The 12,951-nt window shown below is 66.6% G+C and carries 11 protein-coding genes; 5 read left to right on the forward strand and 6 right to left on the reverse strand.

The window, feature by feature from the left end:
* Positions 1 to 146: 146 nt before the first annotated feature.
* From AC07P1_RS27165 to AC07P1_RS27180, 4 genes are read right to left on the reverse strand one after another with little or no spacing between them, the layout of a single operon-like run.
* Positions 147 to 1,298, reverse strand: coding sequence for a UbiH/UbiF/VisC/COQ6 family ubiquinone biosynthesis hydroxylase (locus AC07P1_RS27165; RefSeq protein ID WP_494698766.1), 1,152 nt, complete (start codon positions 1,296 to 1,298; stop codon positions 147 to 149).
* Positions 1,295 to 2,629, reverse strand: coding sequence for an aminopeptidase P N-terminal domain-containing protein (locus AC07P1_RS27170; RefSeq protein ID WP_494698946.1), 1,335 nt, complete (start codon positions 2,627 to 2,629; stop codon positions 1,295 to 1,297). The genes AC07P1_RS27165 and AC07P1_RS27170 overlap by 4 nt, the downstream gene beginning before the upstream one ends.
* A 23-nt stretch (positions 2,630 to 2,652) precedes the next feature.
* Entirely contained in the window at positions 2,653 to 3,396 is a 744-nt protein-coding gene (murU, locus tag AC07P1_RS27175; RefSeq protein ID WP_494698767.1) for an N-acetylmuramate alpha-1-phosphate uridylyltransferase MurU, read from the reverse strand.
* 13 nt (positions 3,397 to 3,409) lie between these two features.
* Positions 3,410 to 4,480 carry an aminoglycoside phosphotransferase family protein gene (locus AC07P1_RS27180; RefSeq protein WP_494698768.1) on the reverse strand — a complete coding sequence of 357 codons (1,071 nt, stop codon included), beginning with the start codon at positions 4,478 to 4,480 and terminating at the stop codon, positions 3,410 to 3,412.
* A gap of 107 nt (positions 4,481 to 4,587) precedes the next feature.
* On the opposite strand from AC07P1_RS27180, the gene AC07P1_RS27185 reads away from it, so the two are divergent.
* From AC07P1_RS27185 to rsmA, 4 genes are all read left to right on the forward strand, one after another.
* The gene (locus tag AC07P1_RS27185) at positions 4,588 to 6,852 is read left to right on the forward strand and encodes an LPS-assembly protein LptD (RefSeq protein ID WP_494698769.1); all 2,265 of its coding nucleotides are present in this window, start codon (positions 4,588 to 4,590) and stop codon (positions 6,850 to 6,852) included.
* Positions 6,853 to 6,963: 111 nt separating this feature from the next.
* Entirely contained in the window at positions 6,964 to 8,427 is a 1,464-nt protein-coding gene (locus AC07P1_RS27190; protein WP_494698770.1) for a peptidylprolyl isomerase, read from the forward strand.
* A gap of 22 nt (positions 8,428 to 8,449) precedes the next feature.
* Positions 8,450 to 9,580: a 4-hydroxythreonine-4-phosphate dehydrogenase PdxA gene (pdxA, locus tag AC07P1_RS27195; RefSeq protein ID WP_494698771.1), complete on the forward strand. Its 1,131-nt coding sequence runs from the start codon at positions 8,450 to 8,452 to the stop codon at positions 9,578 to 9,580.
* 24 nt (positions 9,581 to 9,604) lie between these two features.
* Entirely contained in the window at positions 9,605 to 10,375 is a 771-nt protein-coding gene (gene rsmA / locus AC07P1_RS27200) for a 16S rRNA (adenine(1518)-N(6)/adenine(1519)-N(6))-dimethyltransferase RsmA (RefSeq protein WP_494698772.1), read from the forward strand.
* 279 nt (positions 10,376 to 10,654) lie between these two features.
* Here the strand turns inward: rsmA and AC07P1_RS27205 are convergent, their stop codons facing one another.
* The gene (locus AC07P1_RS27205; RefSeq protein ID WP_494698773.1) at positions 10,655 to 11,302 is read right to left on the reverse strand and encodes a hypothetical protein; all 648 of its coding nucleotides are present in this window, start codon (positions 11,300 to 11,302) and stop codon (positions 10,655 to 10,657) included.
* Between the two features lie 38 nt (positions 11,303 to 11,340).
* Positions 11,341 to 11,970 (reverse strand): hypothetical protein, encoded by a 630-nt coding sequence (locus tag AC07P1_RS27210; protein ID WP_494698774.1) that lies wholly within the window; start codon positions 11,968 to 11,970, stop codon positions 11,341 to 11,343.
* A 201-nt stretch (positions 11,971 to 12,171) separates the two neighbouring features.
* Here AC07P1_RS27210 and AC07P1_RS27215 point away from each other — a divergent pair, with 201 nt between their 5' ends.
* Positions 12,172 to 12,879, forward strand: coding sequence for an HAD family hydrolase (locus AC07P1_RS27215; RefSeq protein ID WP_494698775.1), 708 nt, complete (start codon positions 12,172 to 12,174; stop codon positions 12,877 to 12,879).
* Positions 12,880 to 12,951: the final 72 nt, after the last annotated feature.

The raw sequence follows: 12,951 nt of genomic DNA on the forward strand, positions 1-12,951 counted from the left end.
CTTTTCTCCTCTCCTTTCTTCTATTTCTTTCTCTTTTCATCGCTAATTTTGAGAAGAGGGGGAAAGCGCGAAAAATAGAAGAAAAGAGAAGTCGAAATAGAAGGTTTACCACACGGAGCCGCGTGGGGAGGCGCCACCCGCAGCTCTCAGCGGCGGCCGTACATCATCAGCTCGGCCAGCACGCCGCGCGCGGGGCCTGCCATGTCGATGGCGGCCAGCGACAGCCCCAACAGCGCCTGCGCCGGCGAGTCGTTGGCGAAGATCCTCGCCATCGTGTCGGTCAGTCGTACCGTTGTGGTCCGGTCCTGCCGGCGAAGTTCGGTGAACTGTGACAGCATCGCCGGCGTAGCGCCTTGCGCCAGCAGTCGCGCCAGCACGGCGACGTCGCGCAGGCCGAGATTCAAGCCCTGTCCCGCGACCGGATGCAAGGTCTGTGCGGCGTTGCCGATGGCGACCGTGCGGGCGGTCGCGCGCGGATCGGCATTCAATCCAAGCGGGAAGGCCAGGCGTGGCGAAGCGTGCGTAAAGCGGCCGACGCGCTCGCCGAAGGCCTCGCCCAGCGCCGCCAAAAAGGCGGTGTCGTCCAATGCCTGCAACGTCGCGGCAAACTCGGGACGCACACACCACACCAGCGAATACTCATCCCCCTGCGGCAGCAGCGCCAGCGGTCCTTGTTCGGTGAACCGTTCGAAAGCACGGTGCGCGATCGGCCGGCTGCTGCGCACCTGCGCGATGATCGCCGTCTGTTGGTAATCACGCCGCTGCGGGCGGTTTTCCTGGTCGTTGAACAAGCCGCCTTCGGCCTGCACGACGATGGAAGCGCTCAACGACTTCGCTTCCGCGGTCGCGGTGTCGGTGATGGTCAGTACCACCGAATCGGACAGCTCGTCGAGCGCTTCCACCCGGGCGGGACGTAGCGTCGCGATGCCGGCCCGTTCGCAGGCTGCGCCCAATGCCGTCACCAGATCGCCGTAGCGGGTGACGTAGCCGAGCGCCGGCAGTTTGTGTTCGTCGCGGTCGATCAGGCTGCGGCCGAACTGACCGCGCCGCGAGACGTGGATCTGATGGATGGCCGTCGCCGGCACCGGCCAGGCGCCGATTTCCTCGAGTATCTGGCGGCTGCCGTAGGACAACGCGATCGAGCGCGGGTCCTTGCCGGCCTGCGCCAGCGACTTGGCGTCGACCAGCGTGATGCGCGAGGCGGTCATGCCGCGTTTGGCCAGCAGCGCGGCCAGCGCCATGCCGGCCGGCCCGGCGCCGCAGATGGCGACGTCGCTGTCGTTTTGAAAATCCGTCATCGCTGCTGCATTACTTCTTCAATCTCCGCCACCGTTTTCGGCGCGGCCGCGCTCAGGATGGTGTGGCCGTCGGCGCCGACCAGCACATCGTCCTCGATGCGGATGCCGGTGTTCCAGTATTCCTCCGGCACGCGGTCGGCCGGACGCACGTAGATGCCCGGTTCGACCGTCAGCACCATGCCCGGTTGCAGCGCGCGCGAAGGTTTGCCGGCCGCGTTCACGTCGCGATACAGGCCGACATCGTGCACGTCCATGCCCAGCCAATGCCCGGTGCCGTGCATGTAGAACTGCATATAGTGCTTGCTGGCGATGACGTCGTCCACGCCGCCGTGGACGTCCGTGTTCAGCAGGCCCAGATCGAGCATGCCTTGGGACAGCACGCGCAAGGCGGCGTCGTGCGCGCCGGAATACGGCAGGCCGGGCGCGATGGCCTCGAGCGCGGCCGATTGCGCCGCCAGCACCAGTTCATACAAACGCTTTTGCGGCGCCGAGTAACGGCCGTTGACCGGATAGGTGCGGGTGATGTCTGAGGCATAGCCATCGAGCTCGCAGCCGGCGTCGATCAGCACGAGGTCTCCGTCGCGGGTCTGGGCGTTGTTGGCGCTGTAGTGCAGCACGCAGGCGTTGGCGCCGGCGGCGACGATCGAGTTGTAGGCCGGCGCCTGGGCGCCGTTGCGGCGGAATTCGTACAGCAGTTCCGCTTCGATCTCGTATTCGTACATGCCGGGGCGCGAGGCGCGCATCGCCCGCGCGTGCGCCGCGCTGGAGATGGTGGCCGCGCGCAGCATGGTGGCTTGCTCGCCGTCGTCCTTCAACAGGCGCATCTCGTCGAGCAGCGGCAACAGGTCGACCGCGCTGGCCGGCGGCGTCACGCCGGTGCGCGCCATGCGCCGCACATTGCCCAGCCAAAGCTTGATCTGCGCGTCGAGCGACGGGTTGCTGGCCAGCGCGCAGTACAGCGCCGGCGCGTCGGCCAGCAGCTTGGTGATTTCGCCGTCGAGGTCTTCGATCGGGAACGCCGCGTCGAAGCCGAAGGCCGCGCGCGCGGTATCCGGGCCGTAGCGGAAGCCGTCCCAGATTTCGCGCTCGACGTTCTTCTGGCGGCAAAACAGGATGGCGCGCGCCGGCGCGTCGTCGCCGCGCGCGGCCACCAGCACCACCACGCTTTCCGGCTCGGCAAAGCCGGTCAGGTAATAGAAATAGCTGTCGTGCCGGTACGGATAGTCGCTGTCGCTGTTGCGCGCCACTTCCGGCGCCGTGCCCAGCACGGCCACCGCGCCGGCCGGCATCGCCGCCAGCACGCGCGCGCGGCGCGCGGCGTATGCCTCCATCCCGCGCGGCGAGGTGGCCGACATCAGCGCGCGCCCCTGGCGCCGGACGCCATCGACGCCAACGGCGCGTTCAGCTTCTCCAGCTGTTCGACGGTGCCGACGTTGTGCCACTCGCCCTCATACACTTCGCCGCCGACCTGCTTGCTGTCGATGAACGCGCGGATCAACGGCCCCAGCTTGGCGTGCTCGCCCGGCGCGATGCCGTCGAACATGTCCGGCCGGTAGACGCCGATATTGCCGAAGGTCCACTTCGGCGCGCCGTCGGCGGTGTCGTTGGTCAGCGAGTACATCGTCAGGCCGAAGTCGCCCTCCGGATGGAAGTCCGGATTGGGCACCAGGTACAGCCAGCAAACGTCGCGCTGGTCGGCAGCGTAGGGCTTGCCCCACATGTCCTCGTCCTTGAGCACGTCCTTGACCTGCTCGAAGTCGAAGTACGGGCAGTAGATGTCGCCCGACACGGCCACGAACGGCTCCTCGCCCAGCAGGTGGCGCGCGGTGGCCACGCCGCCGGCCGTCTCCAGCGCCGTTGCTTCGCGCGAGTACAGCAATTTCGCGCCGTACTTGCCGCCGTCGCCCAGCTCCCGCTCGATGACATCGCCCAGGTGGGCGGTGTTGATGACGATCTCGGTGATGCCGGCCCGCACCAGATTGACGATGTGCCAGACGATCAGCGGCCGCCCGCGCACCTTGAGCAGCGGCTTGGGGCAGCTGTCGGTCAGCGGGCGCATGCGCTCGCCGCGGCCGGCGGCGAAGATCATCGCTTTCATACGCGCCCCGTCATCAGAACGTGTAGCCGACTTGCGGCTGCTTGTCCTCGAGCGTGTCGAGCAGGCGCACCAGCGGCTTGAGGTCCTTGTAGCGGTTGGCCGTCTTGCGCACGTAGTCCATCACCGTCGGCAGGTCGCCCAGGTACTGGGCCTTGCCGTCGCGGTGGTACAGGCGGCAGAACAGGCCGAGGATCTTCAGGTGGCGCTGCAGGCCCATGTACTCGAAGTCTTTATAAAAGGCGTCGATGTCCTGGTTGACCGGCAGCCCGGCCGACTTGGCGTGCTGCCAGTAGCGGATCGCCCAGTCCAGCACCAGCTCCTCGTCCCACTGCACATAGGCGTCGCGCAGCAGCGAGGCCAGGTCGTAGGTGACCGGACCGTACAGCGCGTCCTGGAAGTCGAGCACGCCGGGGTTGCCGGCGTCCATCCACATCAGGTTGCGCGAGTGGAAGTCCCGGTGCACGAACACCTGCTGCTGCGCCGTCACGTTGGCCAAGATCGCCTCGAACACGCCCTGCAGCTCGGCGCTTTGCTTGTCGGTCAGCGTGGCGCCCAGGTGCTTGCCGATGTACCACTCGGGGAACAGGTTCATTTCGCGCAGCAGGAAGGCGCGGTCGTATTCGGGCAGCACGTCCGGCGCGCTGGTGGCCTGGAACCGCACCAGCGACCCGAGCGCCTCGGCGTACAGCGTCGAGGCGTTGTCGTGGTCGAGCACCTGCAGGTAGGTCGTCACGCCCAGGTCCGACATCAGCATGAAGCCGCGCTCGTAGTCGGTGGCGACGATGCGCGGCACCGTGACGCCGGCGTGCGTGAGCATTTCGTCAACCTTGACGAAGGCCAGCACGTTTTCGCGCTCCGGCGGCGCGTCCATGACGATCAGCGTGGCGCCGAGCGCGGCGCGGTGCGCGGCCAGCACGTCGACCCGGAAGTAGCGGCGGAAGCTGGCGTCGGCCGAGGCCGGGCGCGCCGTTGCCACATCGACCACGTCCAAGGTGGCCAGCCAGGCGGTCAGTTGCGCCAGGCGGGGATCGCCGGGCGGGGTTGCTCCAGATGTATCTGAAGTTAAATTCTGTAATAAAGACATTAAGCGAACCGTGGAAACCGGCGTAAGGTGAAGATTCCCATATAATAAGGGATTCAAATCAAAAAATCGCCTGTCATGGTGTTATCCCTCTTCTTTTCATGAGCTGCATGCGCTGGCTACTGGCCCCCCCCACTTCGCACCGCTGGGCATATGCCCTGACCGCCATCGTCACCGTCTCGGCGGTGCCGTCGCACGCCTACGCCCAGGCCGGCGCGCCCAAGCCGCGCGCGCCGCGCGTAGAGGACCCGAACGCCGTCACCACCGTCATGGCCGAGGACATCAGCGGGCGCCCGGAGCGCGAGGTCGTGCTCGAACGCAACGCCGAGGTCGTCAAGGACAAGACCAAGGTGCAGTCCGATTACGCCTGCTACCGCCAGGTCGAGAACGAGGTCGAGGCCAAGGGCGCCGTCAAGATCTGGCGCTACGGCGACTACTACACCGGCACCGAGCTCAAGCTCAACATGGACACCGGCAAGGGCTACATGCTGCAGCCGACCTACCGCATGGAGGCCAACAACGCCCAGGGTAGCGCCGAGCGCATCAACTTCATCAACGAGGACGAGGCGGTCGTCGTCAACGGCACCTACAGCACCTGCGAGGGCACCGATCCCGACTGGTACCTGCGCTCGAGCACGCTCAACCTCGATTCCGGGCGCGACGTCGGCACCGCCAGCCACACGGTGGTGTATTTCAAGGACGTGCCGATCCTGGGCACGCCGGCGCTGTCGTTCTCGCTGTCGGGCGCGCGCCGCTCCGGCTGGCTCTCGCCGACCCCCGGTGTCGGCTCGCGCACCGGCCCCGAGCTGGTGGTGCCGTATTACTTCAACATCGCCCCCAACCGCGACCTGACCCTGTTCCCGAAGATCATCACGCGGCGCGGCTTCCAGCTCGGCGCGCACGGGCGTTACATGGGCGAGACCGAGGGCGGCCTGTATCAGGGCGACACCTACGCCGAGTACCTGCCGCACGACAAGAAATACGTGCCGGAGAAGCCGGGCGGCTCGACCGACCGCTGGACGGTGCGCTCCAACCACAAGCAGGACATCACCGAGGACTGGGCGTTCTCGTGGAACCTGCGCGCCTCGTCGGACAACAACTATCCGAACGATTTCTCCAAGACCGTCTCGAGCTCGACCGAGCGCCAGCTGCTGCGCGAATTGCGCACCGACTACCACGGCGACATCTGGACCCTGACGGCGCGCGTGCAGAAGTACCAGGTGCTGCAGGACCCGGCCTCGGTGACCGATTCGTCGCTGTTCGTCACGCGCCCGTACGACCGCCTGCCGGCGATCAACTTCCACGCCGCCCAGTACGACGTCGCCGGCGGCTTCGACTGGGCCTTCGACAGCGAGCTGACCCGCTTTAGCCACCCGACCCTGATCAACGGCACGCGCCTGGTGGGCATTCCGCAGCTGAGCTATCCGATCGTCGGGCCCAGCTACTTCATCACGCCCAAGGTCATGGTCAACCTGGCCAGCTACTCGCTCGACAGCTATGCCGGACAGGCGTCGCGCAACGATTCGCGCGTGGTGCCGACGGTGTCGCTCGACTCGGGCCTGGTGTTCGAGCGCGACGTCACCTTCCAGAACAAGGCGATGACGCAAACGCTCGAGCCGCGGCTGTTCTATGTCAAGACGCCGTACCGCGACCAGAGCCGGCTGCCGACCTTCGACACCGACGCGGCCACGTTCAACTTCAGCCAGATCTTCAGCGAGAACCGCTTCGTCGGCTCGGACCGCATCGGCGACGCCAACCAGCTCACCGCCGCGCTGGTGTCGCGCTTCCTCGACGCCTCCGGCGCCGAGCAGCTGCGCCTGGCGTTCGGCCAGCGCTTCTATTTCGAGGACCAGCGCGTGCAGCTCGACGCCAGCACGCCGGTGAGCCAGTCCCGCTCCGACATGCTGCTCGCCGCCAGCGGCCGCATCTCCGAGCACTGGGGCTTCGACAGCGCGGTGCAGTACAATCCGAGCCAGAGGCAGGTGGTGTCGCAAAGCTACACGGCGCAATGGATCCCGGCGCCCAAGAAGGTGCTCAACGTCGGCTACCGCTACCTGCGCGACAATTTCAAGAACATCGAGCTCTCCAGCCAGTGGCCGATCTTCAAGCGCTGGTACGGCGTCGGCCGGGTCAGCTACTCGCTGCAGGACAGCAAGATCCTCGAGAGCCTGATCGGCCTCGAATACAAGGCCGACTGCTGGGTGTTCCGCGTGGGCGGACAGCGCTTCGTGACCACCTCGACGACGGCGTCGACGCCGATCTTCTTCCAGCTCGAGCTCAACGGCCTGTCGCACCTGGGCGTGGGCAGCCCGATCGAGGCGATGAAAAACAGTATTCCGGGGTATCAGCGTTTGAACGAGGGCTACGGCCGCTAAGCAAGGCATCCGGGCGCGCGCCGCCGTTCCCCTGTTCGGGGCGCGCGCCTTTTGATTTTTTTACACCTGACTCATGAGCGTTCTACCATGCGTAATGCCAGTATGTACCAAATGAAGCTACTCGCCGTCCTGTTGTGCACCACCGCCTTGGGCGGTTGCAGCCTGTTCTCGAAGAAGCCGGCGCCGGCCGCCCCCGCCACCACCGCGGCCCCCGCCGCCAACGCGGCCACCGCCGCCACACCCGGCGCGGCCGCCGCCAAGCCGGACGCGAAAGCCGACGGCAAGGGCTTCATTCCGCCCGGCTCGTCGAGCAACGTCGCCATCGACTCCATCGTCGTCGTCGTCAACGACGACGTCATCACCCAGCGCGAGCTGGCCAACCGCATCAAGACCGTCACCGCCCGCATGAAGGCGCAGAACGTGCAGATGCCGGCCGCCACCGACCTGCAGCGCCAGCTGCTCGAGCGCATGATCGTCGAGCGCGCGCAACTGCAGATGGCCAAGGAAATGGGCGTGCGCGTCGACGACACCCAGCTCGACCGCGCGATCGGCCGCATCGCCGAGGCGCAAAAGCTCAGCGTGCAGGACTTCCGCAACCAGATGGAAAAGGACGGCACGCCGTTCGCCGCGTTCCGCGAGGAAATCCGCGAAGAGATCATCATGCAGCGCCTGCGCGAGCACGAGGTCGACTCCAAGATCCAGATCTCCGACGCCGAGGTCGACAGTTTCATCGCCGCCGAGAAGGCCGCCGCCGCCGAGCAGTTCGAGATCAACATCGCGCAAATCATGGTGCGCATCCCGGACAACGCCACGGCCGAGGTGATCGCCCAGCGCCGCGCGCGCGCCGAGGAAGTGATGCGCCAGCTGCGCACCGGCGCCGACTTCGCCAAGATGGCCGCCACCTACTCGGACGCCAGCGACGCGCTGGAGGGCGGCGCGGTCGGCTGGCGCCTGCCCGAGCGGCTGCCGCCGGTGTTCGCCGAGGCGCTGGTCAAACTCAAACCGGGCCAGGTCACGCCTATCATCAAAAGCACCGGCGCCTTCCACATCCTGAAGGCGGTGGACCGCCGCAGCGTGGCCGAGGCGCAGGCCGCCCAGTCGGTGCAGCAGACCCACGCGCGCCACATCCTGATCAAGGTCACGCCGACGATGAGCGCGGCCGACGCCAAGCGCAAGCTGGCCGAACTGAAGGAACGCCTCGACAACAACGCCGCCAAGTTCGAGGACCTGGCGCGCCTGGTGTCGAACGACGGCTCGGCCGCCAAGGGCGGCGACCTGGGCTGGCTGTACCCGGGCGACACGATGCCCGAGTTCGAGGCCGCGATGAACAACCTGAAAATCGGCGAGGTGTCGCAACCGGTCGAGACCAGCTTCGGCGTGCACCTGATCGAGGTGCTCGAGCGCAAGAGCGACGACGTCTCCAAGGAGCGCGAGCGCAACAACGCGCGCCAGGCCATCCGCGAGCGCAAGATGGAAGAGGCGGCCGAGAGCTGGCAGCGCGAAGTGCGCGACCGCGCCTACGTCGAGTTCCGCACCGAAGAGGGCGCCGCCGCCGCGGCGGCCGCGAAACAGTAACCACGCCGCGACAGGGGAGCACATGAGCGCCACTTCATCCACCGGGCGCGCAGAAGCGGCCCCCCTGCCCGGCGCCGGCGCCGGCCCCCGCGTCCGCGCCCGCCGCCAGGGGCGGCCGGTGCTGGCCGTCACCGTCGGCGAGCCGGCCGGCATCGGCCCGGAAATCTCGATCCGCGCCGCCTGGGCGCGCCGGCACGAGGTAGACTGCGTGCTGCTGGGCGACGCCGCCTTCCTCTCCATGATCGCCGCCGACATCGACCCGGCCATCCGGCTGTCGGCGCTGTCCTTGCAGGCGGTGCGCAACGGCGGCCTGCCGCGCTTCGGCCCCGAACGGATCAGCGTGATCGACGTCCCGCTCGACGCCCACGTGGTGCCGGGCAAGCTGGACAAGAACAACGGCCGCGCCGTGCTGGCCACGCTGGACGCCGCCATCGAAGGCGTGCGCGCCGGCTGGTTCGAGGCGGTGGTCACCGCGCCGCTGCAAAAGAGCACGATCAACGACGCCGGCGTCAAATTTTCCGGCCACACCGAATACTTCGCCGACCAGACCGGCACCGCGCAAGTGGTGATGATGCTGGCCGGCCAGCCGCAGGCGCCGGCCGGTGGAACGATGCCGCCGCCGCTGCGGGTGGCGCTGGCCACCACCCACCTGGCGCTCAAGGACGTCGCCGCCGCCCTCACGCGGGACGGCCTGGCGCGCATCCTCGACATCATCGACGACGATCTGAAGACCAAGTTCGGCATCGCCGCCCCGCGCATCCTGCTGTGCGGCCTGAACCCGCACGCGGGCGAGGGCGGCTACCTGGGGCGCGAGGACATCGACGTCATCGCGCCGGCCATCGCGGCGGCGCAAGCGCGCGGCATCGACGCGCGCGGCCCGTACCCGGCCGACACGCTGTTCCAGCCCAAATACCTGAAGGACGCCGACTGCGTGCTGGCCATGTACCACGACCAGGGCCTGCCGGTCCTGAAATACGCCACGTTCGGCCAGGGCGTCAACATCACGCTCGGCCTGCCGTTGATCCGCACCTCGGTCGACCACGGCACGGCGCTCGACCTGGCCGCGCAAGGGCTCGGCCTGGCCGACTGCGGCAGCATGGAGGCGGCCATCGCCACCGCGCTGGCGATGGCCGACGCCGTCGCCGGCCTTTAAAATTCACTCGATAAAAGAACAACCATGAAACACGTAGCCCGCAAACGCTTTGGCCAGAACTTCCTGCACGACAAATACGTCCTGTCGAGCATCACCGAGGCGATCGCGCCGGCGCCGGACGACGCCATGGTCGAGATCGGCCCCGGCCTGGGCGCCATGACCGAGCAGCTGATGCGCACGCTCAAGATGATGCACGTCGTCGAGCTCGACCGCGACCTGGTCGCCCGCCTGGAAAAGACCTACAACCCGGCCAAGCTGACCATCCACGCCGGCGACGCGCTCAAGTTCGACTACGGCACGATCCCGGTGCCGGAAGGGCAGAAGCTGCGCATCGTCGGCAACCTGCCGTACAACATCTCCAGCCCGTTGCTGTTCCACCTGGCCACGTTCGCGCCGCTGGTCAAGGACCAGCACTTCATGCTGCAAAAAGAGGTGGTCGAGCGCATGGTGGCCGAGCCGGGCAGCAAGACCTACGGCCGCCTGTCGGTGATGCTGCAATGGCGCTATGACATGTCGCTGTTGTTCGTGGTGCCGCCGGAAGCGTTCGATCCGCCGCCGAAGGTCGAATCGGCGATCGTGCGCATGATCCCGGTGGCCGAGCAGCTGCCGTGCGACGGCCCGACCTTGGAAGCGGTGGTATTGAAGGCGTTCTCGCAGCGGCGCAAGGTGATCCGCAACTGCCTGGCCGGCATGTTCACGGAAGCGCAGATCGTCGCAGCGGGCATCGACCCGACGCACCGTCCGGAAACGGTCGGGCTGGCCCAGTACGTCGCCCTCGCCAACCTGCTCAAATAACCCCCACCACCCCGGGGTCAGTGCCGACATTCGGACACGACCTCGTCCTTAGAACCAGCGGTAAGGTTGAGTCCGTGTCCGAATGTCGGACCTGACCCCGCTGTTATTTACAGAACGACAGGCAAAAAAAAGCCCGCTGGTTAAAGCGGGCTAAATCCAATTCCTTTGCAAGAAGTGGAGGAGACAAGTACAGTATGCTGCGTCGCGGCATATCACGCCACTTTATTTTTCACATATCAAACATCAGATATGTGAATATCTGTCGTCTCCCCTTCCGCTTTATTTCGGATTGCACTGCACCAGCAGATTGGTCACGGCGGCCTCGCCCATGACGCCCACGCCATTTTTCACCGTGCAGGTGATGTCGGCCGAGGTCAGGGTGGCGTCCGGATGGATCGTCACGCCATACGCCTGGCCGTCCGCCACGGTGGTGGGGAACGCGAAATCGCCGGCGCCGCTGCCATCCGCCGGGCTGGTCAGGGTGACCGCGCCGCCGGCCGAGCCGTTCAACAGGGTCACGGTGCGGTTAGCGACGGCGGTCGCGCCGGACGCGGGAACCTGGAACAGGCCGGTGAACTGGCCACCCACCGTGTAGACCCTGCGCGCACACGCGATCCCCACCGAGATCGATACCGTCTGGCCGGCCGAACCGGTGTTGATGGAGGTGAACTGGCAGACCATATGTTCAGGCTGCTGGGCGAAGCCGACGTTGTAGCTGGTGCCGTAGCCGATCTGGCGCGGGAAGGTGAAGGTGGTCGCGCCGGCCGGCACGGAAATGGTTTCGCCGCCATTGGTCAGCATCAGTCCCGGCGTGGCCAGCCCGCTAATCGTGCCCTGCACCGAGTACTGCGCCTTGCCGCCGCAACCGGCCACCAGGGCCGCCGCCACGCTCACCGCCAGGATGGCGCCCAGATACGATAATTTCATGTAATTCTCCAAAGATTTAGCAGACGCGCGCGGCGCGTTTATTTTGCGACGCAAGTGATGACCAACTTGTCGTAGTTACCAGCAGGCATCAGGCCGGTGCTGGGGGCCGCGACCGTGCAGGTCCGGCTGGCCGGCTGCGCCAGCACGGTCACGCCGAACGGCGAGCCGTCGCCGACGAAGCTGGCAAAGGAGAACAGCACGTCGCCGCCGGCGACGGTCGTCGATGGCGCGACATACACGGTGTCCGGTCCGTTGGCCAGGGTTACGCCGTCGGTGTTGCCGGCCACGCCGTCGTCGGCCAGGCCCTTCACCACGCCGCCGAGCACCCAGGGGTTGACCTGGCAGCTGATCTGCACGCGGACGGACGTGAAGACGTTGGCCTTGTTGATGTTGTCCGTGGCGATGCATTTGGCGCCGGTTGGCTGCGTGTCGATGTCGACGTTGAAATTCTCGTCGGTCGCCAGGTAGCGGGTGAAAAGGAAGCTGTTCGCGCCGCTGGCGACGGTCAGTTTTTCGCCGGTGTTCTTGTTGATCAGCACCAGGCCGGGCTTGGTCAGGCCGTTGATGCTGCCCGCCAGTTGCAGGTTACCGTCATTGCCGCCGCCGCAGGCGCTCAGAATCACGGCACACAGCAGGGCCAGGCCCGCACGCGGATACACACTTTTCATAAAATCTTCTCCAAAACGAATAGGGCCGGCAGCACGCACGGGTGCAGCATCTTACACGGATTTGCCCCGTATTTTAGTGCATTTGGTAACACCAGTGCCCCCAATGGATGTAACAGCTTGTTAGGGACGCGTCGGGACGCGCACGGCGACGGCGCCCGATCGGTGCGACAATAGCCCGGAGTCCACTTATTTTTTCCGCCCATGACACCACGCCCACCGCAAGCCCTGCTGTTCGATCTGGACGACACCCTGTGGCCGATCGGCCCGGTCATCGCTGCGGCCGAAACCGGCTGGCATGCCTGGCTGGCCGAGCGCGCGCCGGCCGTCACCGGCAAGTATTCGGTCGAGGCGCTGCGCGCGCTGCGCCTGGCGCTGCTGGAAAAACAGCCGGAGCTGACGGCCGACCTGTACCGGCTGCGCCGTGTCGCGCTCGAGGCGGTGTTCGCCGAGACCGGCGAGGACACGGCCCACATCGACGGCGCGATGCAACACTTCAACGTGCTGCGCAACGCTGTCACCCTGTTCGACGACGTGGCGCCCGTGCTCGCCGAGCTGGGCGGCATGCTGCGGCTGGGCGTGATCACCAACGGCAACGCCGACCTTGAAGTCATCGGCCTGCACCACCATTTCGAGGTGGCGCTGGCCTCGGCCCGCTTCGGCGTCGCCAAGCCCGACCCGTCCATCTTCCTGGCCGCCTGCGAGGCGATGGGCGTGGCGCCGGCCGACGCGGTCTATGTCGGCGACGACCTGCGCCTGGACGTGCGCGGCGCGCAGGCGGTGGGCATGCGGGCGGTGTGGATGAACCGCACCGGCAGCACCGCCCACCTCGACGCCGGCATCGCGCCGGACGCCATTTGCGCCGATTTCCACGCGCTGCTGGCATGGGTGAGGCAACAACTGGGTGATTGATGTCACACGACAGCCCCCGGCCGGCGCGGAGCGTGCATAATAGACAAATACGGCAACTCTCGGCAAATAAGA

Source organism: Duganella sp. GW821-FHT07F09, from assembly GCF_059418705.1.

Coding starts and splice junctions, on each gene's coding strand:
- AC07P1_RS27165 (WP_494698766.1), bottom strand. CDS start 1,298: ATGACGGATTTTCAAAACGACAGCGACGTCGCCATCTGCGGCGCCGGG.
- AC07P1_RS27170 (WP_494698946.1), bottom strand. CDS start 2,629: ATGGAGGCATACGCCGCGCGCCGCGCGCGCGTGCTGGCGGCGATGCCG.
- murU (WP_494698767.1), bottom strand. CDS start 3,396: ATGAAAGCGATGATCTTCGCCGCCGGCCGCGGCGAGCGCATGCGCCCG.
- AC07P1_RS27180 (WP_494698768.1), bottom strand. CDS start 4,480: ATGTCTTTATTACAGAATTTAACTTCAGATACATCTGGAGCAACCCCG.
- AC07P1_RS27185 (WP_494698769.1), top strand. CDS start 4,588: ATGCGCTGGCTACTGGCCCCCCCCACTTCGCACCGCTGGGCATATGCC.
- AC07P1_RS27190 (WP_494698770.1), top strand. CDS start 6,964: ATGAAGCTACTCGCCGTCCTGTTGTGCACCACCGCCTTGGGCGGTTGC.
- pdxA (WP_494698771.1), top strand. CDS start 8,450: ATGAGCGCCACTTCATCCACCGGGCGCGCAGAAGCGGCCCCCCTGCCC.
- rsmA (WP_494698772.1), top strand. CDS start 9,605: ATGAAACACGTAGCCCGCAAACGCTTTGGCCAGAACTTCCTGCACGAC.
- AC07P1_RS27205 (WP_494698773.1), bottom strand. CDS start 11,302: ATGAAATTATCGTATCTGGGCGCCATCCTGGCGGTGAGCGTGGCGGCG.
- AC07P1_RS27210 (WP_494698774.1), bottom strand. CDS start 11,970: ATGAAAAGTGTGTATCCGCGTGCGGGCCTGGCCCTGCTGTGTGCCGTG.
- AC07P1_RS27215 (WP_494698775.1), top strand. CDS start 12,172: ATGACACCACGCCCACCGCAAGCCCTGCTGTTCGATCTGGACGACACC.